Origin of the sequence: Streptomyces sp. NPDC048751, from assembly GCF_043198595.1 — a bacterium.
Lineage (GTDB): Bacteria > Actinomycetota > Actinomycetes > Streptomycetales > Streptomycetaceae > Streptomyces.
Genome location: NZ_JBICUX010000001.1, coordinates 135,599 through 159,485, shown reverse-complemented (window position 1 = coordinate 159,485; position 23,887 = coordinate 135,599). Strand labels below are relative to the sequence as shown.

The 23,887-nt window shown below is 72.8% G+C and carries 21 protein-coding genes; 5 read left to right on the top strand and 16 right to left on the bottom strand.

Going from position 1 to position 23,887, the window contains the following annotated elements; translation table 11 throughout:
- Positions 1–34: 34 nt before the first annotated feature.
- The 4 genes from ACGFNV_RS00695 to ACGFNV_RS00680 all read right to left on the bottom strand — a co-directional run bounded on the left by ACGFNV_RS00695 (position 35) and on the right by ACGFNV_RS00680 (position 5,048).
- Positions 35–433, bottom strand: a complete 399-nt coding sequence (locus ACGFNV_RS00695) for a gas vesicle protein (protein ID WP_393618240.1) — start codon at positions 431–433, stop codon at positions 35–37.
- Between the two features lie 105 nt (positions 434–538).
- The gene (ligD, locus tag ACGFNV_RS00690) at positions 539–1,501 is read right to left on the bottom strand and encodes a non-homologous end-joining DNA ligase (RefSeq protein WP_393618238.1); all 963 of its coding nucleotides are present in this window, start codon (positions 1,499–1,501) and stop codon (positions 539–541) included.
- Positions 1,498–3,357: a transketolase gene (locus tag ACGFNV_RS00685; protein WP_393618236.1), complete on the bottom strand. Its 1,860-nt coding sequence runs from the start codon at positions 3,355–3,357 to the stop codon at positions 1,498–1,500. Before ACGFNV_RS00685 ends, ligD begins: the two co-directional genes overlap by 4 nt.
- The gene (locus ACGFNV_RS00680; protein WP_393618234.1) at positions 3,354–5,048 is read right to left on the bottom strand and encodes an NAD(P)/FAD-dependent oxidoreductase; all 1,695 of its coding nucleotides are present in this window, start codon (positions 5,046–5,048) and stop codon (positions 3,354–3,356) included. The genes ACGFNV_RS00685 and ACGFNV_RS00680 overlap by 4 nt, the downstream gene beginning before the upstream one ends.
- Positions 5,049–5,214: 166 nt before the next feature.
- Here ACGFNV_RS00680 and ACGFNV_RS00675 point away from each other — a divergent pair, with 166 nt between their 5' ends.
- Together ACGFNV_RS00675 and ACGFNV_RS00670 are read left to right on the top strand one after the other, a co-directional pair.
- A complete protein-coding gene (locus ACGFNV_RS00675; protein WP_393618233.1) occupies positions 5,215–6,180 on the top strand; it encodes an LLM class F420-dependent oxidoreductase in 966 nt (321 codons plus the stop codon).
- 43 nt (positions 6,181–6,223) lie between these two features.
- Positions 6,224–7,315, top strand: coding sequence for an enolase C-terminal domain-like protein (locus ACGFNV_RS00670; protein ID WP_393619945.1), 1,092 nt, complete (start codon positions 6,224–6,226; stop codon positions 7,313–7,315).
- Positions 7,316–7,351: 36 nt separating this feature from the next.
- On the opposite strand, the gene ACGFNV_RS00665 is transcribed toward ACGFNV_RS00670, so the two are convergent.
- Together ACGFNV_RS00665 and ACGFNV_RS00660 are read right to left on the bottom strand one after the other, a co-directional pair.
- Positions 7,352–8,407: an SDR family oxidoreductase gene (locus tag ACGFNV_RS00665; protein ID WP_393618231.1), complete on the bottom strand. Its 1,056-nt coding sequence runs from the start codon at positions 8,405–8,407 to the stop codon at positions 7,352–7,354.
- Between the two features lie 6 nt (positions 8,408–8,413).
- The gene (locus ACGFNV_RS00660) at positions 8,414–8,926 is read right to left on the bottom strand and encodes a phage holin family protein (protein WP_393618230.1); all 513 of its coding nucleotides are present in this window, start codon (positions 8,924–8,926) and stop codon (positions 8,414–8,416) included.
- A 110-nt stretch (positions 8,927–9,036) separates the two neighbouring features.
- Between ACGFNV_RS00660 and ACGFNV_RS00655 the strand changes: the two genes are divergently transcribed.
- Positions 9,037–9,387 (top strand): VOC family protein, encoded by a 351-nt coding sequence (locus ACGFNV_RS00655; protein ID WP_393618229.1) that lies wholly within the window; start codon positions 9,037–9,039, stop codon positions 9,385–9,387.
- 138 nt (positions 9,388–9,525) lie between these two features.
- Positions 9,526–9,873 carry a DUF6204 family protein gene (locus tag ACGFNV_RS00650; RefSeq protein ID WP_393618228.1) on the top strand — a complete coding sequence of 116 codons (348 nt, stop codon included), beginning with the start codon at positions 9,526–9,528 and terminating at the stop codon, positions 9,871–9,873.
- On the opposite strand, the gene ACGFNV_RS00645 is transcribed toward ACGFNV_RS00650, so the two are convergent.
- Genes ACGFNV_RS00645 through ACGFNV_RS00625 form a run of 5 tightly spaced genes read right to left on the bottom strand, consistent with a single transcriptional unit; the run spans position 9,851 to position 15,497 of the window.
- A complete protein-coding gene (locus ACGFNV_RS00645; RefSeq protein WP_393618227.1) occupies positions 9,851–10,420 on the bottom strand; it encodes a GNAT family N-acetyltransferase in 570 nt (189 codons plus the stop codon). The genes ACGFNV_RS00650 and ACGFNV_RS00645 overlap by 23 nt on opposite strands.
- Before the next feature lie 38 nt (positions 10,421–10,458).
- Positions 10,459–11,382 (bottom strand): LD-carboxypeptidase, encoded by a 924-nt coding sequence (locus ACGFNV_RS00640; RefSeq protein WP_393618225.1) that lies wholly within the window; start codon positions 11,380–11,382, stop codon positions 10,459–10,461.
- A gap of 10 nt (positions 11,383–11,392) precedes the next feature.
- A complete protein-coding gene (locus ACGFNV_RS00635; RefSeq protein WP_393618224.1) occupies positions 11,393–13,348 on the bottom strand; it encodes an LpqB family beta-propeller domain-containing protein in 1,956 nt (651 codons plus the stop codon).
- Between the two features lie 18 nt (positions 13,349–13,366).
- Positions 13,367–14,671 (bottom strand): M20/M25/M40 family metallo-hydrolase, encoded by a 1,305-nt coding sequence (locus ACGFNV_RS00630; protein ID WP_393618222.1) that lies wholly within the window; start codon positions 14,669–14,671, stop codon positions 13,367–13,369.
- Positions 14,664–15,497: a M55 family metallopeptidase gene (locus tag ACGFNV_RS00625; RefSeq protein ID WP_393618221.1), complete on the bottom strand. Its 834-nt coding sequence runs from the start codon at positions 15,495–15,497 to the stop codon at positions 14,664–14,666. The genes ACGFNV_RS00630 and ACGFNV_RS00625 overlap by 8 nt, the downstream gene beginning before the upstream one ends.
- Before the next feature lie 305 nt (positions 15,498–15,802).
- Here ACGFNV_RS00625 and ACGFNV_RS00620 point away from each other — a divergent pair, with 305 nt between their 5' ends.
- A complete protein-coding gene (locus ACGFNV_RS00620) occupies positions 15,803–16,681 on the top strand; it encodes a sigma-70 family RNA polymerase sigma factor (RefSeq protein ID WP_393618220.1) in 879 nt (292 codons plus the stop codon).
- A gap of 61 nt (positions 16,682–16,742) precedes the next feature.
- Here the strand turns inward: ACGFNV_RS00620 and ACGFNV_RS00615 are convergent, their stop codons facing one another.
- The 5 genes from ACGFNV_RS00615 to ACGFNV_RS00595 all read right to left on the bottom strand — a co-directional run bounded on the left by ACGFNV_RS00615 (position 16,743) and on the right by ACGFNV_RS00595 (position 23,785).
- Positions 16,743–17,084, bottom strand: coding sequence for a DoxX family protein (locus tag ACGFNV_RS00615; protein ID WP_393618218.1), 342 nt, complete (start codon positions 17,082–17,084; stop codon positions 16,743–16,745).
- Positions 17,085–17,216: 132 nt separating this feature from the next.
- Entirely contained in the window at positions 17,217–17,942 is a 726-nt protein-coding gene (locus tag ACGFNV_RS00610; RefSeq protein WP_393618216.1) for a class I SAM-dependent methyltransferase, read from the bottom strand.
- Between the two features lie 189 nt (positions 17,943–18,131).
- Positions 18,132–20,552, bottom strand: coding sequence for a SpoIIE family protein phosphatase (locus tag ACGFNV_RS00605; protein ID WP_393618215.1), 2,421 nt, complete (start codon positions 20,550–20,552; stop codon positions 18,132–18,134).
- 178 nt (positions 20,553–20,730) lie between these two features.
- A complete protein-coding gene (locus tag ACGFNV_RS00600; protein ID WP_393618213.1) occupies positions 20,731–23,157 on the bottom strand; it encodes an MFS transporter in 2,427 nt (808 codons plus the stop codon).
- A gap of 184 nt (positions 23,158–23,341) precedes the next feature.
- The gene (locus ACGFNV_RS00595) at positions 23,342–23,785 is read right to left on the bottom strand and encodes an SRPBCC family protein (protein ID WP_393618212.1); all 444 of its coding nucleotides are present in this window, start codon (positions 23,783–23,785) and stop codon (positions 23,342–23,344) included.
- Positions 23,786–23,887 lie beyond the last annotated feature (102 nt).

The following is a 23,887-nucleotide window of genomic DNA, read 5'->3' as shown; positions in this document are numbered from 1 at the left end:
GTCTCGTGAACGGTTGGTGTCGCGGGCGGGCGGCCTAGCGGCCGCCGGGCCGATGTGAGTCGGCCCGCCCGCGTTCGTAGCGGCGAACGCGCCGGTAGCCGGTGAGCTGGCCCTCCGGGTCGAGTTCCACCTGGTAGCTCGCCATCAGGCTCATCGTGTCGGGCACGCGTTCCAGCTCCAGGACCTCGACCTCCAGCGACCAGCCGTCCTCCGTCTGCTCGAAGGACGACACGCTCTCGGCGGTCATGCCCGTCAGCTCCGCGAGCTGGGCGCGCGCCTCCCGCAGCACCTCCATGGGCCTGGGCCGGTCGTCCGCCACGGGCTTTTCCTTACGTTCGGGGTTCCCTGAATCACGGGGTTCACCACGCCGTTCGTCATGACTTCGGCGATTTCGTGAATCCTGTGTCTGTGCTGTGCTCTTTGTGTTCGACATGGCCACCTCTTCCTTCGGGTGGCCGCTTGGCCATTGGCCAAACCTTCAGGAGGGCATGCGTCGGAGACGGGACGCGTTCGAGACACGTCCCGCCCGGTAGGTGGTTCAGCCACGCAATTTGTTGAGCCTGCGGCGCGCCGGTCCCAGGGCCCGGCCGGCCCGCATCACATCGGCCCAGGGGTTGGTGCGGGCCTGGTCGACGGCGTCGGCGACGCTGAAGCTGCGCGCGTCGAGCTCCGGGTCGTCCAGCTGGGACCAGGTGATGGGGGTGGCCACGGGTGCGCCGGGCCGGGGGCGCACGGTGAAGGGCGCGACCGCGGTCTGCGCGTAGGCGTTGCGCTGCACGTCGAGGTAGAGCCGCTCGCCGCGCTCCTTCTTGCGGGCGGCCGTGGTGAGCCGGTCGGGGTGTGCGGCGGCGAGGGTGTCGGCGGTGTCCCGGGCGAACGCGCGCACCTCGTCGAAGTCGTGGCGGCCGTTGAGGGGCACCACGACGTGCAGTCCGCGCGATCCGGTGGTCATCGGCGCCGAGGGCAGACCCAGCTCGTCGAGCAGCTCGCGCAGCAGCCGGGCCGCCTCCCGCACCGCCGGGAAGTCGTCCCCGGCCGGGTCGAGGTCGAAGACCAGCCGGTCGGGCCGGTCGGTGGGGGTCCCCCCGCTCGAGCGAAGTCGAGAGTGGGGGATGTCGACGCGGGACAGCCAGCGGTGCAGGGTGAGGCCGGCCTGGTCGGCGAGGTGGACGAGGGTGGCGGTGTCGTCGCAGACGGTGTGACAGACCGTCCCGCCCTCCTTGGCCACCTCGACACGGGTGATCCACTCCGGGTAGCTCTCCGGGGTGTTCTTCTGCATGAAGCCGGGGCCGTCGATGCCGTCCGGATGCCGCTCCACCATCAGCGGGCGGCCCCGCAGGTGCGGCAGCATGAACGGGGCGACGGCCCGGTAGTAGTCGACGAGGTCGCCCTTGGTGTACTCCTTTGCGCCCCCGCCGCCGGGGAAGAGCACCTTGTCGGGCCGGTGCACCTGCACCGAGCGGCGGCCCGCCCGTACGGTCCGCGTGGCGCCGTCGCTCACGGCACGATCGCCTGCTCCACCAGCAGCCGGCCGGCCGCCGCGATCGACTCGGCGTCGATGCCCGCGGCGTGCAGCTGCTCGTCCGGGGACGCCGAGCCCGGCATCGTACGGACGGCGAGCCGCACCAGGCGCGGTACGGGGCGCCCGTCGAGGAACGCGTCGAGCACGGCGTCCCCGATGCCGCCCTCCTCATGGTGGTCCTCCACGGTGAGCAGGCAGCCGGTGTCCTCGGCCGCCTTGCGCAGGGTGGCCCGGTCGACGGGCTTGACCGAGTACAGGTCGACGACCCGCACCCGGATGCCCTCGCGCTCCAGCGTGTCCGCGGCGGCCAGCGCCTCGTGCAGGGTGACGCCCGCCGCGACGACGGTCAGCCGGTCCTGGTCGGAGGAGCGCAGCACCTTGCTGCCGCCTATCGGGAACTCCTCCTCGGGGCCGTAGATCACCGGGCTCTCGCCGCGCGAGGTGCGCAGGTACCGGATGCCCTCCAGGTTCGCCATCGCCTCGACCAGGTGGGCGGTCTGGTTGGCGTCACAGGGGTACAGCACGGTCGAGCCGTGCACCGCGCGGAACATCGCCAGGTCCTCCAGGCCCATCTGCGAAGGCCCGTCCTGGCCGATGGCGACGCCCGCGTGGGAGCCGACCAGGTTGATGCCGGCACCGCTGATGGAGGCCATGCGCACGAAGTCGTACGCGCGTGTGAAGAACGCCGCGAACGTCGAGGCGTACGGCACCCAGCCGCGCGTCGACAGGCCCACGGCACTCGCGACGAGCTGCTGCTCGGCGATGTAGCACTCGAAGTAGCGCTCGGGGTGTTCCTTGGCGAAGAACTCCGCGCGGGTGGAGTCGCCGACCTCGCCGTCCAGGGCGACGACGTCGCCGCGTCCGCTGCCGAGCGCGGCGAGCGCCTGGCCGAAGGCGTCGCGGGTGGCGACACCCTTCTCGGAGTCCCCCTTGTCGAAGCGGGGCAGCTCCACGTGCCCGCTGCGGACCGCATGCAGCAGGCGGGCCGCCGGGGGCTCGTGCACCTGGACGCGGATGTCGCGGACCCCGCCGAGCTCCTCGATCGCGTCGTCCGCGTTCTTCAGCGGCTTGCCGTGCAGGCCCTCGCGGTCCTCGGTGTCGGCCACGCCCTTGCCCTTGAGGGTGCGGGCGAGGATCGCCGTCGGCTGGCCCTTGGTGGACGCGGCCTCGCCGTACGCGCGGTCGACGGCGTCGACGTCGTGGCCGTCGATCTCGACGGTGTGCCAGCCGAACGCCTGGAAGCGGCGGGCGTAGGCGTCGAGGTCGTGGCCGTGCCGGGTCGGGCCGCGCTGGCCGAGCCGGTTGACGTCGACGATCACGGTGAGGTTGTCGAGGTGTTCGTGGCCCGCGTGCTCGGCGGCCTCCCACACGGAGCCCTCGGCGAGCTCGCTGTCGCCGCACATCACCCACACCCGGTAGCCGGCCCGGTCCAGCCGCTTGCCGGCCAGCGCGATACCGACGCCGAGGGGGAGGCCCTGGCCGAGCGAGCCGGTGGCCGTCTCGACCCACGGCAGCCGCTGCGGGGTGGGGTGCCCTTCGAGGCGGCTGCCCAGCTTGCGGTACGTGGTCAGCAGCTCGTCCTCGTCGATGGCGCCGGCCGCCTTGTACGCGGAGTACAGCAGCGGCGAGGCGTGCCCCTTGGAGAGGACGAAGCGGTCGTTGGCGGGGTGCGCCGGGCGGTCGAAGTCGTAGCGGAAGTGGTTCGCGAGCAGAACGGCCATCAGGTCCGCGGCGGACATCGAGGACGTCGGATGCCCGGACCCGGCCGCCGCGGCCGCCCGCACACTGTCCACGCGCAACTGCTGTCCCAGTTCTACGAGTTCACCGGTGTTCATGAGTCTCCTTCCGCTTCCGCGGGGGTGTCGTTTCGCTTCACGGGGCCGGGGACGGTCTCCTCGGCGGGATCGTGGTGAGATCGGTTCTTCGCGGGCTCCCCGCCCGGCTGGGCCTTCGCCGGCTCACCACCGGGCTGGTTCTTGGCCGGCTCGCCACCCGGCTGCCCCTTCGCGGGCTCACCGTTGCCGTCCGGCTCGCGCGTATCGGCCTCCGTCGCCGCGCCCGGCCCCGTCCGCGTCTTCCTCTGCCGTTGCTTTCCCTGCTTGCCGTGCTTGTCCTGCTTCTCCGGCTTCTCCTGCTTCTCCTGCTTCTGCGACTGCTCCTGCTTGCGCGGCTGCTCGCGCTGCTCCTGTCCCTCTCGGCTTCGGCGTTCCCGGCCCTCCGGGCCACCCGGCACCCGCGCCAGCTCGGGTGACGACGTGTCGAGCGGGACCGACCAGGACCGTACGAGGCCCAGCTGGACGGCCTGGCGGGGCAGGACCGCGTCCAGGAGCCAGTCCGCGACGACGCGGACGCGGTTGCCGGGCATGGCCGCGAGGTGGTATCCGCGGGTGACCAGGCCGGCCGCCGGGCCGGAGAGGGCGACGCCGAGCGGGTTGGCGGCGGCCTTCACCCCGCCGAGGTCGACGACGAACCCCATGTCGCTGTGGCGGTAGGGCCGCCGCTCCCCCACACCGAGGGAGGCGGCCACGTTCTGGGCGCACACCTTGCCGTGCCGCCAGGCGTGCTGCCCGGTCATCGGCGTGTACTGGCCCGGCTGGTCCAGGTCGGGCACCGCGGCCGCGTCCCCGCACGCGAACACCTCCGGCCGCCCCGGCACCTGGAGGTAGGGGTCGACGAGCAGCCGCCCGCGTTCCATGGGCAGCCCCAGGGACTCCGCGAGCGGATCGGGCCGTACGCCCACGCACCACACGACCGTGCGGGTCGGGACGAACTCGCCGTCGGTCAGCAGCACCCCGTCGTGCGTGGCCTCCTTCACCGAGGTCCCCATCCGCACGTCGACGCCCCGCTCCCGCAGCACGCCGTCGGCGGTGCGCGAGAGCCTCTCGTCCAGCTCCGGCAGCACGCGGGGCGCGATGTCCAGCAGCATCCAGCGCGGCCGTATGCCCTGCCGCATCGGGTGCCTGCGGACCTGCGCGTCGGTGAACAGCTTCCCGTGCGCGGCGACCTCGGTCCCGGTGTAGCCCGCGCCGACCACGACGAAGGTGCACCGCGCGGCGCAGCTCTCGGGGTCGTCGGAGGCGGCGGCGAGCTCCACCTGCCGGGTCACGTGGTCGCGCAGGTACAGCGCCTCGGGCAGTCCGCGGAAGCCGTGCGCGTGCTCGGCGACCCCGGGGATCGGCAGCAGCTTGTTGACGCTGCCCGCGGCGATCACGAGCCGATCGTATTCCAGCGTGCCCTCGTCGCCCTCGGGATCGGTGTATTGCACGGTGCGCCCGTCGAGGTCGATGCGGTCGGCCTCGCCGAGCACCAGCCGTACGTGGGGCAGAGTGCCGGAGAGGGAGACGGTGACCCGGCGCGGTTCGAGGATGCCGGCGGCCACCTGGGGCAGCAGGGGCAGGTACAGGAAGTAGTCCGTCGGGTTCAGCACGGTGATGTCGGCCTTGCCGCGGGACATCCGCGCCAGGGTGCGGGCCGTGCGGTACCCGGCGAAGCCGGCACCGACGATCAGGATGCGCGGTCGACTCACGGTTCGCCTCCGGCGGTGGGCGCGTACGAGGGCGTACGGCAGTGGCACGTACGAGGTGTTCCGCGTCCCCCTGGCCAGGGCACCCAAACGTCCGCCGGTTTCCCGACCGGCCGCCGGGTACTCGGACGGCGTCCCACTGACCCGCCCTGTCGCGGAGGTACCTTCCATGCCCGAGTACGGCTATTTCCTGTCCTGCGAGGAGTTCGGCCCCGCGGATCTCGTCGAGCAGGCGAGGATGGCCGAGCAGGCCGGATTCCAGTCGCTGTGGATCTCCGACCACTACCACCCGTGGAACGACGCGCAGGGGCAGAGCCCGTTCGTGTGGTCGGTGATCGGGGCGATCTCGGAGGCGGTGTCGCTGCCGATCGAGACGGCGGTCACCTGCCCGACGGTCCGGATCCACCCGGCGGTGGTGGCGCAGGCCGCCGCGACCAGCGCGGTGATGACGAACGGCCGTTTCCGCCTGGGCGTGGGGTCGGGCGAGGCACTGAACGAGCACATCCTCGGCGATGCGTGGCCGCCGGCGACCGTCCGCCTGGAGATGCTGGAGGAGTCGATCCAGATCATGCGCCGGCTGTTCACCGGCGAGGAGGTCACCCACCACGGCACCCACTACACGGTGGAGAACGCCCGCCTGTACACGGTCCCCGACGAGCCCGTCCCGATCGACATCTCCGGCTTCGGCCCGGCGGCGACCTCGCTCGCGGCCCGTATCGGCGACGGCTACATCACGATGATGCCCGAGGAGTCGATGGTGGAGCAGTTCCGCAAGGGCGGCGGGGGCACCAAGCCGGTGATCGGCGGGACGAAGGTCTGCTACGGCACCGACCGCGACGAGGCCCTGCGGACCGTGCGGCGGCTGTGGTTCAACCAGTTCCTGCCCGGTGAGATGGGCCAGATCCTGCCCTCGCCGAAGCACTTCGAGCAGCTCGCGCCGCTGGTCACCGAGGAGATGGTCCGCGAGAAGGCGGTGTGCGGGGACGACGTCGACGAGCACGTCGCCGCGCTGAACGCCTTCGCGGACGCGGGCTTCGACCGGGTCTACGTCAACCAGATCGGCTCCGACCAGCGCGGCTTCTTCGACTTCTACCGTACGAAGGTGCTGCCGCAGCTTCAGCCGAACGGGCACTGAGGAGCAGGAGGGCACCGGCATGACGCTCGGTTCGACGCTCGGCCTGAAACTCCACCGTCCCGCCGTGTCGGTGTACACGGTGCCCACGGACGCCCCCGAGGCGGACGGCACACTGGCCTGGGACTCCACGACCGTGGTCCTCGCCGAGGTGACGGCGGGCGACGCGACGGGCACGGGCTGGACGTACGGCCCGGCGGCGGTCGGGGAGTTCCTGGAGGAGCACGTCGCGCCGCTGGTCGAGGGCCGGGACGCCCTGGACGTGCCCGCGGTGCACGAGGCGCTGTGCCGGTCGGTGCGCAACGCGGGCCGACCGGGCATCGCCGCCTGCGCGATCTCGGCCCTCGACATCGCCCTCTGGGACCTCAAGGCCCGTCTCCTGGAACTCCCGCTGGCCCGTCTGCTGGGCGTGGCCCGCGAGGAGGTCCCGGTGTACGGCAGCGGCGGCTTCACGACCTACCACGACACGCATCTGGCGGCCCAACTGGGCGGCTGGGTGCACGGTCAGCACATCCCCCGCGTGAAGATCAAGATCGGTGAGGACTGGGGGCGCTCGGTCGAGCGCGATCTGGCCCGGGTCCACGCGGCCCGCGAGGTGATCGGCCCCGAGGCGGAGCTGTACGTCGACGCCAACGGCGCGTACACCCGCAAACAGGCCGTCCGGGTCGGTCACGCCCTCGCCGAGCAGGGGGTGGGCTGGTTCGAGGAGCCGGTGTCCTCCGACGACCTGACGGGGCTGCGCCTGGTCCGGGACGCGCTGGTCTGCGACGTCACGGCCGGGGAGTACGGCTACGACCTGCCCTACTTCGCCCGCATGATCGCGGCCGGCGCGGTGGACTGCCTCCAGGTCGACGCGACCCGCTGCGGCGGCCTGACGGAGTACCTCCGCGCGGCCGCCCTCGCCCAGTCCCACGGCCTGGAGATCTCCGCCCACTGCGCCCCCCACGCCCACGCCGCCGCGTCCGCCGTCCTCCCCAACGTCCGCCACCTCGAGTGGTTCCACGACCACGTCCGCATCGAGTCCCTCTTCTTCGACGGCGCCCTGGACCCGACGGGCGGAACGGTACGGCCCGTGGAGGGCCTGGGCCACGGACTGACGCTGAGGACGGAGGACGTGGAGGAGTACAGGGTGGCGTAGACGTGGGGCCGTACAAGGGGCTACGGGTGACGGGAGTTACGTCCGCCGCAAGGGCGCCCGGCCGCGGCGGCGCAGCCCGGCGGTCACCGCGGCGCCCAGCCCGCCGACCAGCAGGCCCATGCCCACACGCCCCCGGTTCAGCGAGGCCCACTCCTGGGGGCTCCCGGACGCGGACTCCCCGTCGAAGCGCCCGTGCGCCCCGAAGTCGTGCCCGTGCGGCCCGTCTGCGGGGCTCCACAGGTTCCCGGGCCCCTCGTGGCTTCCGTCCTCCTGCTGTGCCTCGAACCCGGTCCGCCCCAGATACCGGTCCAGGATGCCGGGCGCCACCGCGTTGGCGATGAGCGTGGCGGCCGTGGAACCGCCGACCCAGTACTCCCGCCGACGCCCGTGCGCGGCGGCGTGCACGATCGCACGCGCCGCGACCTCCGGCTGGTACACCGGGGCCACGGGCCGCGCCCGCCCCGGCATCCGGTTCAACACCCACTCGAACTGGGGAGTGTTGACCGCCGGCAGCTGCACCATCGTCGTACGGACCCGGCTCTTCGTGTGCAGCAACTCGCACCGCAGCGACTCGTTGAAGCCCTGGATCGCGTGCTTGGCCCCGCAGTACGCCGACTGCAGCGGCACCCCGCGGTACGCCAGCGCGGAGCCGACCTGCACGATGGTGCCCCGGTCGCGCGGCAGCATGTGCCGCAGCGCGGCCCGCGTGCCGAAGACGTAGCCCAGGTACGTCACTTCGGTCACCCGGCGGAACTCGTCCGGGTTGATCTCGGTGAAGGGCGCGAAGACCCCGGCGAAGGCGTTGTTGACCCACACGTCGATACGGCCGAACGCGTCGACCACCTGCTGGGCCGCGTCGTCGACCGCCTTGGCGTCGGCCATGTCGACGGTGACGACGAGCGCCTCACCCCCGGCCCGCTGCACCTCGTCGGCCGTCGCGGCGAGGCCCTCGCGTCCTCGGGCCAGGAGGGCGACCCGGTCGCCCCGCGCGGCGAACGCCAGAGCCGTCGCCCGGCCGACGCCTCCGCTGGCGCCGGTCACCACTACGGCCCTGCGCCCCTTCGTCAGCGGCCGTGTCACAGACGTGGGCATGCGGCATCACGCCCCGTGCTGCGGCGACTCGGGGTCGATGTCGTCCTGGCGGGGCGCAGCGGACCCGTACCTGCCGGGGGTGCCGGGGGCGTTGCCGGGCGCGACGGACGGCATCGGCGGGTACGGCATGCCGAGTCCGCTCGGGGGCGCGACCGGCGGGGTGCCGCCGATGGTGCGTCCGTGGTCGGCCGCGTGCTCGCTCTCGTGCCCGGGCGCCGGCCGGGACGCGTGCGGGTGGGCGGCGCCGCGCAGCACGTAGGCCGCCACGCCCAGGATCCCCGCGGTGATCAGGGCGGCCGCCCAGTCCGGCAGGCCGATGGCCAGGGCGAGTCCCACGGCGAGGGCGAGGGCCGCGCCCGCGTACAGGGCAACCGCTCCGGAGGCCGCGTACAGCATGGCCTTGCGGCGCTGCCTGCGGGTCTGCTCGCGCAGTTCCTCGCGGATGGTCTCGCGCGCCACCTGCGCCAGTTCGTCGACCAGATGCTTGTCCAGATGCTCCAGGTGATCCATGCGGTCCATGGGCGCCGGGTACCCCCCGTGACGGCCGCGTAACGCCGGTCAGGACGATCGCGGTACCCGGAATCGCAGGCCACGATCTCCTCCTCCGGCGGACCAACTAGGCTCCTCCCATGGACATTCTGGGAGCCACGCTGCGCATCTGCGTAGACGACCTCGAGTCCGCGATCCCCTTCTACGAACGGCTCGTGGGCAGCGAGGCCCTCCGCTTCGAACGCGGCGGCGTGCAGGTCGCCGCGCTCGGTTTCTTCCTCCTGATGAGCGGACCGGAGGCCGAGCTGGAGGTGCTGCGCAAGGTCGCCGCGACGATCGCCGTGTCGGACGTCGACGAGGCGCACAAGACCCTCACCGAACTGGGCGCCGACGTCATCGCGGGCCCGGTCCCCACGCCGGTGGGCCGCAACCTGATCGCCCGCCACCCGGACGGCACGATCTACGAGTACGTCGACAGACGCCGCGCCTAGTCGTTCCCTGCGCAGGCAGGGCCGCAGCCCCTCCAGGTTCGTCAGGTCCTCCTGGGGGCGTGGGAGGTGCCCCCCACGGCGCGTCGCCGTAGAGTCTGGCCTTCAACGGGAAACCCAGCATGTATGGAGGACGGACACGTGAGCGAGCGGCACACCTACCGGGTGATCGTCCGGGGGACCTGGGACGGCCTCACCGAACAGGCCCGCGCCCGGCTGCTCGCCGAGGCCGGGGACCACGGGCTGACCAGCATGCGGTTCACCGAGGAGGGCTCGCTGTCGTACGAGCCGTCGCCGCTGAAGCACTTCTCGATGCGGTACGTCGTCGTGTCGGACGCGTCGGACGGCGAGGAGATGGCCGCCGCGATCGCGGAGGACCGGGCCGAGACCACCCTGAGGGGGCTCGGGTACGGCTTCGGCGAGCTGAAGTCGACCGTCACGGACCTCGACACCATGAAGATCAACTTCAAGCCCGCATCTCGGCGGTGACGGCCCACCGCTCGTGATCCCGCCAGGCACCGTCGATCCAGAGCATGTTCGGCGAGTAGCCCTCCAGCCGGAAGCCGCACGAACGGGCGAGGGCGATCGAGCCCGCGTTGCCGGGCTGCGCGTTGATCTCCAGCCGGTGCAGCCGCATCGGCCCGAACGCGTACCCCACCACGAGGTCGAGCCCCTCGCGCATCAGCCCGCGCCCGGCGGCGTGCGCGAAGGCTCCGTAACCGAGGGCTCCGCTGAGGAAGGCGCCCTCGACGATGTTGTTGATGTTGACGAACCCGGCGATGGACCCGGTGGTGGAGCCGGAGCCCTCACCGGCGTCCTTCTCGCACACGAGGAACCCGGCCTTCGTCGGGTCCTCGATCAGCCGTTCCGCGTAGGCGGCGTACGCGGAGGCGGTGTCCGGCGGGAAGAGCCAGGGCCGGTGCAGGTCCTTGCTCTCCCGGACGCGGGCGACGAACTCGGCGCCGTCCTCGTGGGTGAAGTGGCGTATGCCCACGCGGGGGCCCTCGGCGAGGTAACGGGAGGCGATGTGCGGCATCCGGCCACCCTACGGGGAACCTGCCGCGGATCTCGGGCTCACCGCAGTGCCGGTTCGTCGAGTGTGACCGTGGCCGCCTCCGCGTCCAGTTCGGCGGCGACCCCGAACGGGATCGTGAGCGCCCCTTCGCAGTGCCCGAAGCCGAACTCCTCGACGACGGGGACGCCCAGTCCGCCGAGCCGCTCGGCCAGCAGGGCGCGCACCCGGTCGTACGGGTCGCACCGCTCCCACGAGCCGAGCAGCACCCCCCGCACCCCGTCCAGCCAGCCCGCGCGCAGGAGTTGGGTGAGGTAGCGGTCCAGGCGGTACGTCTCCTCGCCCACGTCCTCCAGGCAGAGCAGCCCGCCGTCCGCCGAGGCGCGGGCGTGCGGGGTGCCCCGTTCGGCGGCGAGCAGGCACAGACAGCCGCCGAGGAGGACGCCTCGCGCCCGGCCTGGCAGCAGGGCCCGGCCGCCCGAGGAGATGACCCGTACCGTCTCGGGGGCGAGGAGCGTGGCGCGCAGGTGTTCCTGGGCCCGCGCGTTCTTCAGGAAGTCGACGCCCGCCGCCATCGGCCCGTGCAGGGTGACCAGGCCGAGCCGCACGGCGAACGCCTCGTGCAGCGCGGTGACGTCGCTGAAGCCGACCAGCACCTTCGGTCCGGCCGCCCGCAGCGCGTCCCAGTCGAGCAGGTCGACGATCCGCTGCGCTCCGTATCCGCCCCGCGCGCACAGCACCGCGTCGACGGCGGGGTCGCACCATGCGCCCTGGAAGTCGGCGGCCCGGTCGGCGTCCGTGCCCGCCAGATACGGGAACTCCCCGTGCCGGTCCAGGACATGGGGGGCCACGACCGGGTCGAGGTCCCAGCCGCGCAGCACGTCGAGCCCCGCCTGCAGCCGCTCCTCGGGCACGGGCCCGCTGGGCGCGACGACGGCGACCCGGGCGCCGGGGGCGAGTCGGGGCGGGCGGACGAGTTCCTTCATCCGGGTTCCTTCACGAGGTCAGCTCCAATGTCGTGATGCCGGGCACATCGAGCCCGAACACCTGGGCGTACAGCGAGAGTTCGGCCTCCAGCGCGCGCACCATGGTCTCGGCGCGCCGGAAGCCGTGGCCCTCTCCTTCGAAGGCGAGGTAGGCGTGCGGCACGCCCCGCCCGGACAGGCGGTCGAGGAACCGCTCGCACTGGGCGGGCGGGCAGATGACGTCGTCCAGGCCCTGGAGCAGCAGGAAGGGCGCGGTGACGCGGTCCGCGTGCTCGACGGGCGAGCGGTCGGCGTACCGTCCGGGCACCAGGTCCGGCGGCCCGACCAGGGTGTCCAGGTACCGCGACTCGAAGTCGTGGGTGCCTCCCGCGGCCCAGCCGGCGAGGTCCAGGACCGGATAGATGATCGTGCCGCAGGCGTAGACGTCCGTCGTGACGAGGGAGGCCGCCGCGGTCCATCCGCCCGCGCTGCCGCCGCGGATCGCGAGCCGGGCCCGGTCGGCGGTGCCCTCGTCGGCGAGGGCGAGCGCGACGGCCGCGCAGTCCTCGACGTCGACGACGCCCCACTGCTCCCGCAACTGGTCCCGGTAGGCGCGACCGTGCCCGGTGGAGCCGCCGTAGTTGACCTCGGCGACACCGATGCCGCGGGAGGTGAAGTAGGCGATCTCCAGGTCGAGGACGAGCGGGGCGCGGCCGGTGGGCCCGCCGTGGGCCCACACGACGTACGGCGGCAGCTCGTGGCTGGGCGCCGCGCAGCCGGGGTGGTGGGGCGGGTAGACGTGGGCGTGGATCTGGCGTCCAGCGGGGCCGGTGAAGGTGCGGATCTGCGGCTCGGGGTAGTACACCGGGTCGACGGCGTCGTCGTGGGCGGCACCGACGACGCGGGCGTGGCCGGTGCGGGCGTCGAGCTCCACCACCTCGTACCCGCTGCGCGGACCGGCGCCGACGCCGAGGACCCGGTCCCCGTGCGCCGCGAGGGCGGGCGCGAACTCGGTCCAGGGGCCCGCCGCGTCGACGACCTCTCCGGTCTCCGGGTCGAGGATGCCGAGCGCGGTGGCGCCGCGGCCGTGCACGACGGCGATCAGTCCGCACTCCAGCGGGGCGAACCAGCGGTACCCGAGCTTCCACAACGGTCCGCCGAACTCCTCCTCGCGGGGGCACACCGGCTCGTGGTCGCGGTAGAGGTTCCACCAGCCCGTTCGGTCGGCTGCGTACAGGAGTCGGCCGTCTGCCGACCAGTCGACCTGTGCGACGGACTCCTCCGGCCCGCCGGCCACCGTGCGCGGCTCGCGCAGCCGGCCGTCCTCGTCCACCTCGGCGACGACCAGCTCCGTGCCGTCCCACGGCATGCGCGGATGGTCCCAGGCGAGCCAGGCGGCCCGCCGCCCGTCCGGCGACAGCCGCACCCCGGTGACGAACCGGTGCCGGTCGTCCGTGAGTTCGCGTACGGCGTCCCGCTCCCGCGCGGCCGAGCCGTCCAACGGAACCGCCGCGATCACCCGGCGTACGTCGGTGGGGCCGTCGCCGGTGAACTCCTCCAGCACACACCACACTTCACCGTGCTCGGGGCGCAGCAGGGGTTCCGCCCAGCGCAGTCCGCCGCCCACCGGCGACACGGGGGTGAGGGGTTGGGGCTCGCCGTCGGCCTCGTACCGGTAGAGCCGCTGGTCGGCGTGGTTCACGAAGACCACGAGCGGCGGGCCGTCGTCCCGCGAGGCCCCGGCCCAGGGGTGTCCGCCGTACTCGATGACACGGCTGCGCACGTTCCACGGGGCAGGCAGCACCGACTCCTCACGGCCGTCAGCGCGTCGCCGTACGAGGGTGCGGCGGCCGCCCTCCGTCGGCCGCGGTTCGGTCCACCAGGCCTCGTCGCCGACGAAGCCCACGTACTCGGGTTGCCCGTCGTGCGCGGCGGCGAGGGCCGCGTCGACGGGCGAGGGCCACGATCCGTACGCCAGGGTCCGCATGTTCTCCCCCGCTCCCCTTCAGGCCGTCCGCAGGAGGCGGTCGAGGACGTCGACGCCGAAGTGGAGCGCCTCGACGGGGACGCGCTCGTCGACGCCGTGGAAGAGGGCCTGGTAGTCGTAGCCCTCCGGGAGCTTCAGCGGGGCGAACCCGTAGCCGGTGATGCCGAGTTGGGAGAACTGCTTGGCGTCGGTGCCGCCGGACATGCAGTACGGCACGACGTGCCCCTCGGGCGCGAACTCCTGGACGGCGGCCCTCATCCTGGCGTAGAGCGGGGCGTCGACCGGCGCCTGGAGCGCGACCGAGTGATGGCGGAACTCCCAGTCGACGTCGGGGCCGGTGAGTTCGTCGAGGGTGGCGCGGAACTCGTCCTCGACGCCCCGGAGATACCGTCCGTCGACGTACGCGACGGCCTCCCCCGGGATCACATTGAGCTTGTAACCGGCTTCCAGCATGGTCGGGTTGGCGCTGTTGCGGACCGTCGCCTCGACGAGGGAGGCCGCCGGGCCGAGCTTGCGCAGCAGCGCATCGACGTCGTCGAGTCCGCCCTCGATGCCGTAGAGCGCGGCGAGTTCGGTGAGTGCGGCGCTGACGGTGGGGGTGAGCCGCAGCGGCCATTCGTACGCGCCGATGCGGGTGACGGCGGCGGCCAGCCGCGTCACGGCGTTCTCCCGGTTGACCTTCGAGCCGTGCCCGGCGCGCCCGCGCGCGGTGAGCTTCAGCCAGCCGGTGCCGCGCTCCCCCGCCGCGATGGGGTAGATCTCGCGCCCGGCGCCGTCGTGGAAGGTGAACGCGCCGGACTCGCCGATCGCCTCCGTACAGCCCTCGAACAGTTCCGCGTGCCGGCGGGCCAGGAAGTCGGCACCGTCCTCGGCGCTGGCCTCCTCGTCGGCGGTGAAGGCGAGGACGAGGTCGCGCCGGGGCCGTACACCCTGCCGCGCCCAGGCGCGCACCACGGCCAGGATCATCGCGTCCATGTTCTTCATGTCGACCGCGCCCCGGCCCCACACCACCCCGTCGCGGACCTCGCCGGAGAACGGGTCAACGCTCCAGTCCCCCGCCTCCGCGGGCACCACGTCGAGGTGACCGTGCACCAACAACGCCGCCGCCGAGGGATCGGTCCCCTCGATCCGGGCGACGACGTTGGTCCGCCCCGGGGCACGCTCGAGGAGCGTCGGCTCCACTCCCGCCTCGGCCAGCCGCTCGGCCGCGTACTCGGCTGCCGGCCGCTCCCGGCAGTCCCCGCCGCCCCGGTTGCTGGTGTCGATGCGAATCAGCTCCGAGGTGAACCGGACGACCTCGTCCCTCGCCTGTGCGTCAGCCATACTCCTCCTCCACCGCCGCCGCCACGATCGTGGTGACCGCCTTGAACGTCCGGATCCCCTCGTACATGGTGCCGCTGGTGTACGCCACCTTCCGCTCCCCGACACGGCTCACACCCGGCACGACGGTCGCGGCGAGCGCCAGATGCTCCGCGTCGAACTCCACGACGACCGTGAACGGCCCGCCCCGCACCGGTTCATGACGCACCGCCAGCTCCGCCGCCGCCTTCGCCGCCGCCCGGATGTCCGCGGCGGTCCGGCCCGGCGTCCGGCACACGGCCGCGTACCGCGACACATGGTCCTTGACCGCCACCTTCAACGCCTCCGGCGCATACCCGAGCGCGTCCTCGCAGGCCACGTCGTCCCCGGTCACCAGCACCACCGGCACCCCGTACTCGGCCACGACCCGCGCGTTCAGCAGCCCCTCACTCGCCCGTACGTCGTTCAGCCACACCCCGGTGATGGAGTTCGCGAGGTAGGTGTGCGCGAGCACGCCCTCCATCCCGGCACCGGCGTGGTACCCCACGAACGCGATGCCATCCACGTCCCCGTGCTGCACACCCTCCACCATGGACAGCGCCTTGTGCCGCCCGGTCAGCATCTCCACCCGCTCGTCCAGCTCTTCCAGCAGCAGGTTCCGCATCGTCCAGTGCGCCTCGTTGACGAGCACCTCATCCGCGCCACCGTCGAAGAACCCCAGCACCGCGGCGTTCACATCCGACGTGAACATCCTCCGACACCGCTGCCACTCCGCCGTCCCCGGCAACACATCGGCGGGCCAGGTGACGCCGGTGGCGCCTTCCATGTCGGCGCTGATGAGGATCTTCATGAAACGTCACGTTACGCGTCGCCGGGTACACCTGCCACGAAGAGGCGGGAGGCCGGCCGCATTCCCGCACAGCGCCTTCCGCGGCCTTCGGCGGCACGACCGGCAGCCGCGGATGCACCGTAAGGGTCGGAGCAGGCCCTGTGCCTGCGGTGACGACGCCCCTGCGGGCCTGAGCATCGAAACGGCGAGCGGTGATCGGCGGGAGCTACGATCGCGACGTGCCCCGAGCCGCGCGCACAACGGGGAGATCGCCGGCGCCCTCCGCGTGACGCGCCGGCACCCGCCGTGAACGGAGTACGCGACCGATGACCACGTACGCGCTGTCCGCCGAACGCTTCGAAGCCGACCGGCCGCATCTGCGGGCGGTGGCCTACCGGATGCTCGGCTCGCTGAGTGAGGCCGAGGACGCCGTGCAGGAGGCGTGGCTGCGGGCCGATGTCGCCGGGGTGGAGAACCTCAGTGGGTGGCTGACCACCGTGGTGGGGCGGGTGTGTCTGAACATGTTGCGTTCGCGTCGGGCGCGCCAGGAGGAGCCGCTCGACCTGCGGGTGACCGATCGGGCCGCGGGTCCGGGGGACGGTGGTGATCCGGAGGAGGAGGCGCTGCTGGCCGACTCCGTCGGGGTGGCGTTGCTGGTCGTTCTCGACACGCTCGGGCCGGCCGAGCGGCTGGCGTTCGTTCTCCACGACCTGTTCGCGGTGCCGTTCGACGACATCGCCCCGCTGATCGAGAGGACTCCGGCCGCGACGAGGCAGTTGGCGAGCCGGGCCCGCCGACGGGTGCGGGGCAGCGCTCCCGCGTCGGCCGCCGTCGACATGGCCCGGCAGCGCGAGGTGGTGGGGGCGTTCCTGGCGGCCACGCGGGGCGGGGACTTCGAGGCTTTGGTGTCGCTGTTGCACCCCGATGTCGTCCTGACCGCCGACCGGTTCGTCGTCCCCACTCCCGAGCCGATCGTGGTCGGCGGCGGCCGGGCGGTCGCCGAGGGCGCGATGGCCGCCATGGGCCGGGCCCGCTTCACCGGGCTCGCGCTGCTCGACGGGCGGGTCGGCCTGGCGATGGCGGCGCAGGGGCGCCTGCGTCTGGTCCTGGCCTTCACCGTCACCGCGGACGGCATCACGGGGATCGACGTCGTGGCGGACCGGGAGCGGTTGGAGGGGATCGAGGTCGCGGTGCTCGCCGCCTGACGAAGCAAGCGAGGGGGGCCGGCACGTCCGCCGGTCCCCCTCCTGCACGTTCACCGGTCGCTCAGAAGCCGAGGACCAGCGACGCGGCCACCGGCGCCGCGTACAGCAGCGGGAACGGCACGTGGGAGAACCAGCGTGCCCGCAGCACGGTCACGACGGCGCCGAGGAAGTACAGCACCAGACCGATCCCGGCCAGCACGCCGACCACCGGCACGAACAGGCCCGCGAGCAGACCGGCGGCCCCGGCGGCCTTGGCGGCGCCGAGCCAGGGCCACCAGGCGCGCGGGACGCCGTAGTCGGCCAGCGGCTTCACCGTCCACTCGGCGTGGAAGAAGACCGAGGCGGCCGAGAAACCGGCCATGACGGCGCCCAGGACGGTGACGACGACGTAGGTGGTGGACATGGCAGCAGCTCCTCATCGGGTCGCGACCGGGGCGCTGTGCCACGGGCCGCTTCATCGGCTTCCTTCACTGCCCTGACACTCCGCGCCGCGGGAGTGTGACAGCCGGAGCGACCCTTGTTGATGTGACGGCAGTCACACTGCTCGGGCCGCCACCAGCCACGTCGACGGCAGCACGATCCGGGTGCCGTCCGGCTCGTACTCCGTGGTCGTCAGGGGCAGTTCACCGCTCGCCACGACGGTGAGCCCGGCCGCGCGCAGGAGGTCGGGCACCGCGTCGTCGGCCACCTCGCCAGGGCTTATGCCGTGCCTCAGGATGGGCGCCAGTTTGGCCGGGGGGCCGTCCGGCCGTTGCGCCAGTTCCAGGAGGACGGGACGGGCGTCCTGGGACGGCTCCACGAGGAAGGCCCTGCCGCGCTCGCCGACGAGTGTGGCGATCCCGTCGACCAGCGGCTGCCGGTCCTCGGGTTCGCACTGGTGGAGTACGCCCCTCATGTACACGTTGGCGTCGCCGAGTTCGGCGTGCAGTGTCTCGGTCTCGTTCTTCTCCGCCGCGTCCAGCAGCCGGTACGTCGCCTGCCCGGCCGGGTCGGCGCGGCGGGCGTGGTCGAGGGCCTCGGCGACCAGCTCGGTGCCGACCACGTGCGGGAAGCGGTCGGCGAGGAAGCGCGTCTGGGTGCCGTTGCCGCAGCCGAGGTCCACCAACGGCAGCGTGGGATCGGTCAGCAGGGGTTCGAAGAGCGCGAGGTGGGGGCCTACGGTCAAGGTGGGCTCCGCGTCCCAGAACACGGCGCCCGGTTCGTCGGTGGCCTCCCTCCAGAAACCCTCCCATGCCTGCCGGTACCGGCTCGTCACGCTCATGACCACTCCCCAGGGTCGGCGCCGATCCGTCGTGAGTGACGGGCCAGTACGGTCTACCGCCGCCCGGGTACGGCGACAAGCGTGGTGCGCATTCCTTCACGCGGCGTTCGAGCCGTGTACGCGGAAACACCCACTTCCCGCGCCGTGTTCAGGGCGCGGACGGGGAAGACCTGCGCCGCCGGGCCCCGCTCAGCGGCGCGGCAGGGTCAGTTCGAACCACACGGTCTTGCCCGCGCCCCTGCGGCTCGTGCCCCATGCGCGGGCCAGCGTGCTCACCACGCGCAGCCCCCGCCCGAACTCGTCCCCGGGCCCGGCACTCAACAGCGTCGGCAGCTCGTGGTTGTCGTCGTCCACCTCGCACAGCAGCGTGTCGCCGCGCACGAGGCGCAGTTCGACGGGGCGGGCGTGGGAGTGGCGCAGGGCGTTGGTGACCAGTTCGCCGACGAGGAGCCCGGCGTTGTCGGCGATCCTGGCGAGGCCCCAGTCGTGGAGCTGTTCGCGCACCGCCGCGCGGGCCCGGCCGACCTCGGCCGGGTCGAGGGCCAGCCGCCATTCCGCCACGTCGTCGGGCTCGATGCCGTTCAGGCGGGCCATCAGCAGGGCCACGTCGTCCTTGCGGCCGCCCTGGATGTTGAGGGCTCGGATGATCGTGTCGCAGGCGGCGTCCATGGAGGCGGCCGGGTGGGCGGCCGACTCGCACAGCGCGGCCAGGCCCACGCCGATGTCCTCGCCGCGCACCTCCACGAGACCGTCGGTGCACATCACCAGCCGGTCGCCGGGCTCCACGCGCACGCGTACCGCCTCGAAGGGCACCCCACCGACCCCGATGGGCGCGCCGGTCGGCAGGTCCAGCAGCTCGCTGCGGCCGTCCTCGGCGCGGACCAGGACCGGTGGGATGTGGCCCGCGTTGGCGAGGTGCAGCTCGCCCGCGATCGGGTCGTACACGGCGTACAGGCAGGTCGCGAGGTAGGTGTCGCCGAGGCGCTGGGCGAGGTCGTCGAGGTTGCGCAGCAGTTGGGCGGGCGGCAGGTCGAGGGCGGCCATGGTCTGTACGGCCGTACGCAACTGGCCCATCATCGCGGCCGAGTTGAGGCCGTGGCCCATGACGTCGCCGACGACGAGGGCGGTGCGGGCGCCGGGTAGTTTCACCGAGTCGAACCAGTCGCCGCCGACGCGTCCCAGCAGCGTGCCCGGCAGGTAGCGGGTGGCGATGTCGCAGCCCGCCATGCGCGGCGGGATGTGCGGCAGCATGCTGTCCTGGAGGGTCTCGGCGACGGACTCCTGGTGGGTGTACATGCGCGCGTTGTCGAGCACGAGCCCCGCGCGGGCGGCGAGTTCGGCGCCGGTGACACGGTCCATGTCGTTGAACTCGACGCGCTCGGGGTGGCGCAGCAGGATCATGAAGCCGAGGACGACGTCACGGGCCTTCAGCGGTACGACCAGCATGGAGCGGCCCGTGATGAGCGGCCGGATGTCGCGCTTCTCGAACTGCGAGGCGATGGCGTGCCCCATCTGCTCGCTGATGCGCGGGACGAGGACGGGCTCGCCGGTGGTCATGCACTGGAAGAACGGCGTGTGCGCGGGGAACGGCATGGCCTCGCCGACGGGTACGACGTCGTCCCAGCGGCCGGGTTCGTCGGTGTGCTCGACGGCGACCCGGTGCCACATCGTGGTCGTGTCCGGCGCGCCCTCGGGGAAGCCCTCCCCCGCGACGACCTGTTCGCGCAGATAGGTGCCGGCGACGTCGGTGAAGCGTGGGACGACGGCCTGGCTGACCTCGATGATCGTCCGGGAGAGGTCGAGCGAGGTGCCGATCCTGCCGCTGACCTCGTTGAGGAACTCCAGGCGTTCGCGGACGGCCGCGTACTCGAGGTCCTCGCTCTCGTCGGCGACGTCGTCCGGCACGGGCCGTCCCTCGGCCGCGGCCCGGGCGGCCCGCTCCCGGCGCGCCTTACGCTCGGCCCGTCGCGCCACGCCCCAGTCCGGGGTGACGGGGACCCGGTCGTTCTGGCTGAACTCCAGGACGGGGTAGCCGAGTTCGAGGACCTGCGCGACGATGCGGGCGCTCTCCTCGACGCTCATGCTGGGCAGGATCTCGGACAGCCCGCGCGCCAGTTCCCCGGCTCCGGGGAAGTCGGTGTGCAGGGCGAATCCGGGCGCGATCCGCTCCACGGCCACGCCCTCGGGTTCACCGGCCCGCAGCCCCGCCGCGTCCGCGGCCAGTACGAGCAGCCGCCCCCGGCCGGGGCCGACCAGCGGGTAGGCCCACCACAGCACGTCCACGCGGCCGCGGTCCTGCTCGGGCGCGGTGAGGCGGGCGCGGCCGGCCGCGGGATAGGACAGCCGGCCGTCGAGGGAGGACTCGAGGTCGGGCCCGAGGCCGTCGTAGGCGGCGAAGGACCCGTACGAGACTTCGTCCTCCTGCTCGGGGAGCGCGCCGGAGACGGGGAGCAGGTCGAGGGCGGGCCGCCCGACGGCGTCCTCCTTGGCGGCGCCGAAGAGGCGGCGCGCTCCCGTGCTCCAGTGGGAGACGAGGCCCTCACGGTCGACCACGACCACGGCCAGCGGGACGCGCCCAGGAGGTGCATCCCTGTCGATGCCACGGTCCATGGCCCAGACCCTCCCCAGAGCTCCGCAAGATCTGCCCCCGCGCGACCACGTTACGACCGGGTCCGTTCGCCATGTGCGGCATTTCTGGAATTGGTTCCACCCGGTGCGCTCCGGCGCACGGACCCGCGCGCGGGGCGCGATACGTGGCGCGACAGGCGGCGCGACACGGGACGCGATCTCACTCCTCGTGCCCCAGGTGGAGGTCGCGTTCCGTGGGTCCGCCGCCCGCCACCTGGAGCACGGTGGCCACGGGCGGGTAGCCGGTCGCGATCACCGTGTACTCGCCGGAGGCGAGGTCGGCGAACCGGAACGTTCCGTCGGCGCCGGTGGTGAGGCTGTCCACGACGTTCCCGGTCAGGTCCAGCAGCGTCACACGCGCGTCCTCGACGGGACGCCCGCCGCCGGCGCGCACGGTGCCGCGCAGGACGGCGCCTCCGACGAGTTCGACGTCCTGGTAAGTCTCCCGGGAGGCCCGTACGGTGACGGGCAGCGCGGCCGGGCGGAACGCGGGCGCGCTCGCGGCGAGGGTGTACTCGCCCGCCACCAGTTCGGGGATGGCGTACCCGCCCTCGCGCCCGGCGCGGGTGGTGGCGACGACCTCGCCGTGGACGTCGGTGAGGGTGATCGCGGCGTCCGGCACGGGCGTGCCCTCCGTGGTCCGCACGCTGCCGCTGAGGCGTCCGGCGCCGCCGCCCAGGACGATGTCCAGTTCGACGGGGCGTTCCCCGAGGGTCACCGAGATCGCCTGCGGCTGGTGACCGCCCGCGGCGGCGATGAGCACGTACGCCCCCGCTGCGGGCGTGGGCAGCGTGTACCGCCCGTCCTCACCGCTCGCCGCCCGCCCGATCTGCTGTCCGGCGACGTCGATGAGCGTGAGGGCCGCGCGCGGTACGACGGTCCCGTCGGAGTGCTGCACCATCCCGCGGACGGGGGCGGTGGCGTACGGCGAACGAGTGGACGGGACAGGGGCGTTCGCGCCGGTCACCCGCCCGTTCTCCGCGTCGGCGGCGGGGGCGTCGTGGGGCAGGAGCGCTTTCTCCTTGAGGAAGCAGGCGACGAGCAGGCCGACGACCAGCACCGGCACGAGGTAGAGGAAGATCCGGGGCATGGCGTCGGCGTACGCGTGGACGTAGGCGTCGCGCAGCCGAGGGGGCAGCGCGTGCACGAGCTGCGGGGTGAGCGCCTGGGGGTCGGGCAGCCCGGCGCCCGCGCGCGCGGGCAGCCGCTCCTCCAACGCGTCGGCTAGGCGTCCGGCGAAGAGGGTGCCGAAGATCGCCGCGCCGACGCTGCCGCCGATCTGCCGGAAGTAGTTGTTGGCGCTGGTGGCGGTGCCGAGGTCGGCGACGCGCACGGAGTTCTGCACGGCGAGGACCAGCACCGGCATCACCATGCCGATGCCGGCGCCGAGGACGGCCATCCACACGCTGTACTGGAGTCGTGGGGTGTCGGCCCCGAGGCGGGACAACAGCCACATGCCGAGGGCGGAGAGGGCGCTGCCGAGGACCGGGTAGATCCGGTAGCGGCCGGTGTGGCTGATGAGTTGGCCGCAGACGACCGAGGCGCCGACGATGCCGCCCGTCATGGGCAGCATGAGCAGCCCGGACTCGGTGGCACTCGCCCCGTCGACCATCTGCAGGTAGGTCGGCAGATAGCTCGCGGCCCCGAACAGCGCGACGCCGACGGCCAGGCCCACCAGGCCGGTGACGTTGAAGACGGAGTCCCTGAACAGCCTGAGCGGCATGAGGGGTTCGGTCGCGCGGTGCTCGGCGACGAGGAAGAGGACGGTCGCGACGGCCGCCCCGGCGCCGAGTCCGAGGACGACGCGGGAGTCCCACGCGTACTCGGTGCCGCCCCAACTGGTCAGCAGGACCATGCAGGTGGAGGCCGCGGCGAGCAACAGCGCGCCCAGCACGTCGATCCGGGCCCTGCCGCGCGGCTTGGGGAGCTTGAGCGCGACGGCGACGACGGCCAGGGTCAACAGGCCGAAGGGGACGTTGAAGTAGAAGCACCACCTCCAGGAGAGGTGGTCCGTGAAGTAGCCGCCGAGGAGGGGCCCGACCACGGAGGCGACGCCGAACGCGGCGACGGTCAGCCCCAGGAACCGGCCGCGCCGGCGCGGCGGGACGATGTCGGCGATGATCGCCTGCACACCGATCATGAGCCCGCCCGCACCGACGCCCTGGACCGCGCGGAAGGCGATCAGCTGGTCCATGGTCCGCGCGCGGCCCGCGAGGGCGGAGCCGACCACGAAGACGACGATCGCGAACTGGAAGACGCCCTTGCGGCCGAGGAGGTCACCGAGCTTGCCGTAGATCGGCAGTCCGACGGTGGCCGTGAGCAGGTAGGCGGTGATCGCCCAGGACATCCGGTCCAGGCCGTGCAGTTCACCGACGATCTTGGGGAGGGCGGTGGCGACGATCATCTGCTCCAGGGCGGCCAGGAGCAGCGCGAGCATCAGCGCGAGGAAGACCACCAGCACGCGCCGTGGGCTCAGTCGCGTCTCGGTGGCCGTGGCCGGGGGCGGGTCTTCGAGGGCTCCTGTCGACGCCGGTTCGTCCTGGGCCTCTTCCCGCAGCTCGCCGTGCACCAGAGTGGTTCCGCCCATGTGCCGCTCCCCTCGTCGCGCCTGCCGCACAAGTCCCGCGTAGGGCGACAACCACGAGTGAGCGCTTCGGGTTACGGCACGACGGCAAGCCCCCCGGAAGATCCACTCGAACCGGTGAGGGGATCAACACCCGGGGGGCGCTTACCGCTTGGGAAGCCGGTGGGTAGTGCTCGCGAAGCCGGGGCTACTTCTCGACCTCGGTCGCGAGGTTGGCGAGGATCGCGTCGTAGATCCGGCCGAGGCCCTTGGGGGCGAAGGTCTTCTCGAAGAAGCCGCCGATGCCGCCGGCGCCCTTCCAGGTGGTGGTCACCAGGACGCGGGAGGCGCCCTCGCCGGCCGGGGTGACCCGCCAGACGGTGACCATGGAGGAGTTGCGGTCCTTCTCGACGAGCTCGCCGTCGGTGGGCTCGGAGACCTCCAGGAGGCAGTCGCGGACGCGCTTGCTGGTGGCCTGGAGCTTCCAGTGGACGAGGGTGCCCTCGCCGTCACCGCCCTCGCGCACCTCGTACTCGCTGAAGTGTTCGGGCAGCAGCCTCGCGCGGGTGCCGCTGTAGTCGGCGAGGGTGTCGAACACCTTCTCCGGGTCCGCCGCGACGACCCGCTCGGTAGTGGCCTCGACCTGCGCCATCGGATTCCTCCAGGGACCTGAATTCTCGGGGTTGGGGCAAGCCAACCACCCCGCTCCCCGGCGGCCAAATCGGGGTCCCGGATGCGACCGGTGGGGCTCCGT

Coding starts and splice junctions, on each gene's coding strand:
- ACGFNV_RS00695 (WP_393618240.1), bottom strand. CDS start 433: ATGTCGAACACAAAGAGCACAGCACAGACACAGGATTCACGAAATCGC.
- ACGFNV_RS00685 (WP_393618236.1), bottom strand. CDS start 3,357: ATGAACACCGGTGAACTCGTAGAACTGGGACAGCAGTTGCGCGTGGAC.
- ACGFNV_RS00675 (WP_393618233.1), top strand. CDS start 5,215: ATGCCCGAGTACGGCTATTTCCTGTCCTGCGAGGAGTTCGGCCCCGCG.
- ACGFNV_RS00665 (WP_393618231.1), bottom strand. CDS start 8,407: ATGCCCACGTCTGTGACACGGCCGCTGACGAAGGGGCGCAGGGCCGTA.
- ACGFNV_RS00660 (WP_393618230.1), bottom strand. CDS start 8,926: ATGGACCGCATGGATCACCTGGAGCATCTGGACAAGCATCTGGTCGAC.
- ACGFNV_RS00655 (WP_393618229.1), top strand. CDS start 9,037: ATGGACATTCTGGGAGCCACGCTGCGCATCTGCGTAGACGACCTCGAG.
- ACGFNV_RS00645 (WP_393618227.1), bottom strand. CDS start 10,420: ATGCCGCACATCGCCTCCCGTTACCTCGCCGAGGGCCCCCGCGTGGGC.
- ACGFNV_RS00640 (WP_393618225.1), bottom strand. CDS start 11,382: ATGAAGGAACTCGTCCGCCCGCCCCGACTCGCCCCCGGCGCCCGGGTC.
- ACGFNV_RS00635 (WP_393618224.1), bottom strand. CDS start 13,348: ATGCGGACCCTGGCGTACGGATCGTGGCCCTCGCCCGTCGACGCGGCC.
- ACGFNV_RS00630 (WP_393618222.1), bottom strand. CDS start 14,671: ATGGCTGACGCACAGGCGAGGGACGAGGTCGTCCGGTTCACCTCGGAG.
- ACGFNV_RS00625 (WP_393618221.1), bottom strand. CDS start 15,497: ATGAAGATCCTCATCAGCGCCGACATGGAAGGCGCCACCGGCGTCACC.
- ACGFNV_RS00620 (WP_393618220.1), top strand. CDS start 15,803: ATGACCACGTACGCGCTGTCCGCCGAACGCTTCGAAGCCGACCGGCCG.
- ACGFNV_RS00615 (WP_393618218.1), bottom strand. CDS start 17,084: ATGTCCACCACCTACGTCGTCGTCACCGTCCTGGGCGCCGTCATGGCC.
- ACGFNV_RS00610 (WP_393618216.1), bottom strand. CDS start 17,942: ATGAGCGTGACGAGCCGGTACCGGCAGGCATGGGAGGGTTTCTGGAGG.
- ACGFNV_RS00605 (WP_393618215.1), bottom strand. CDS start 20,552: ATGGACCGTGGCATCGACAGGGATGCACCTCCTGGGCGCGTCCCGCTG.
- ACGFNV_RS00600 (WP_393618213.1), bottom strand. CDS start 23,157: ATGGGCGGAACCACTCTGGTGCACGGCGAGCTGCGGGAAGAGGCCCAG.
- ACGFNV_RS00595 (WP_393618212.1), bottom strand. CDS start 23,785: ATGGCGCAGGTCGAGGCCACTACCGAGCGGGTCGTCGCGGCGGACCCG.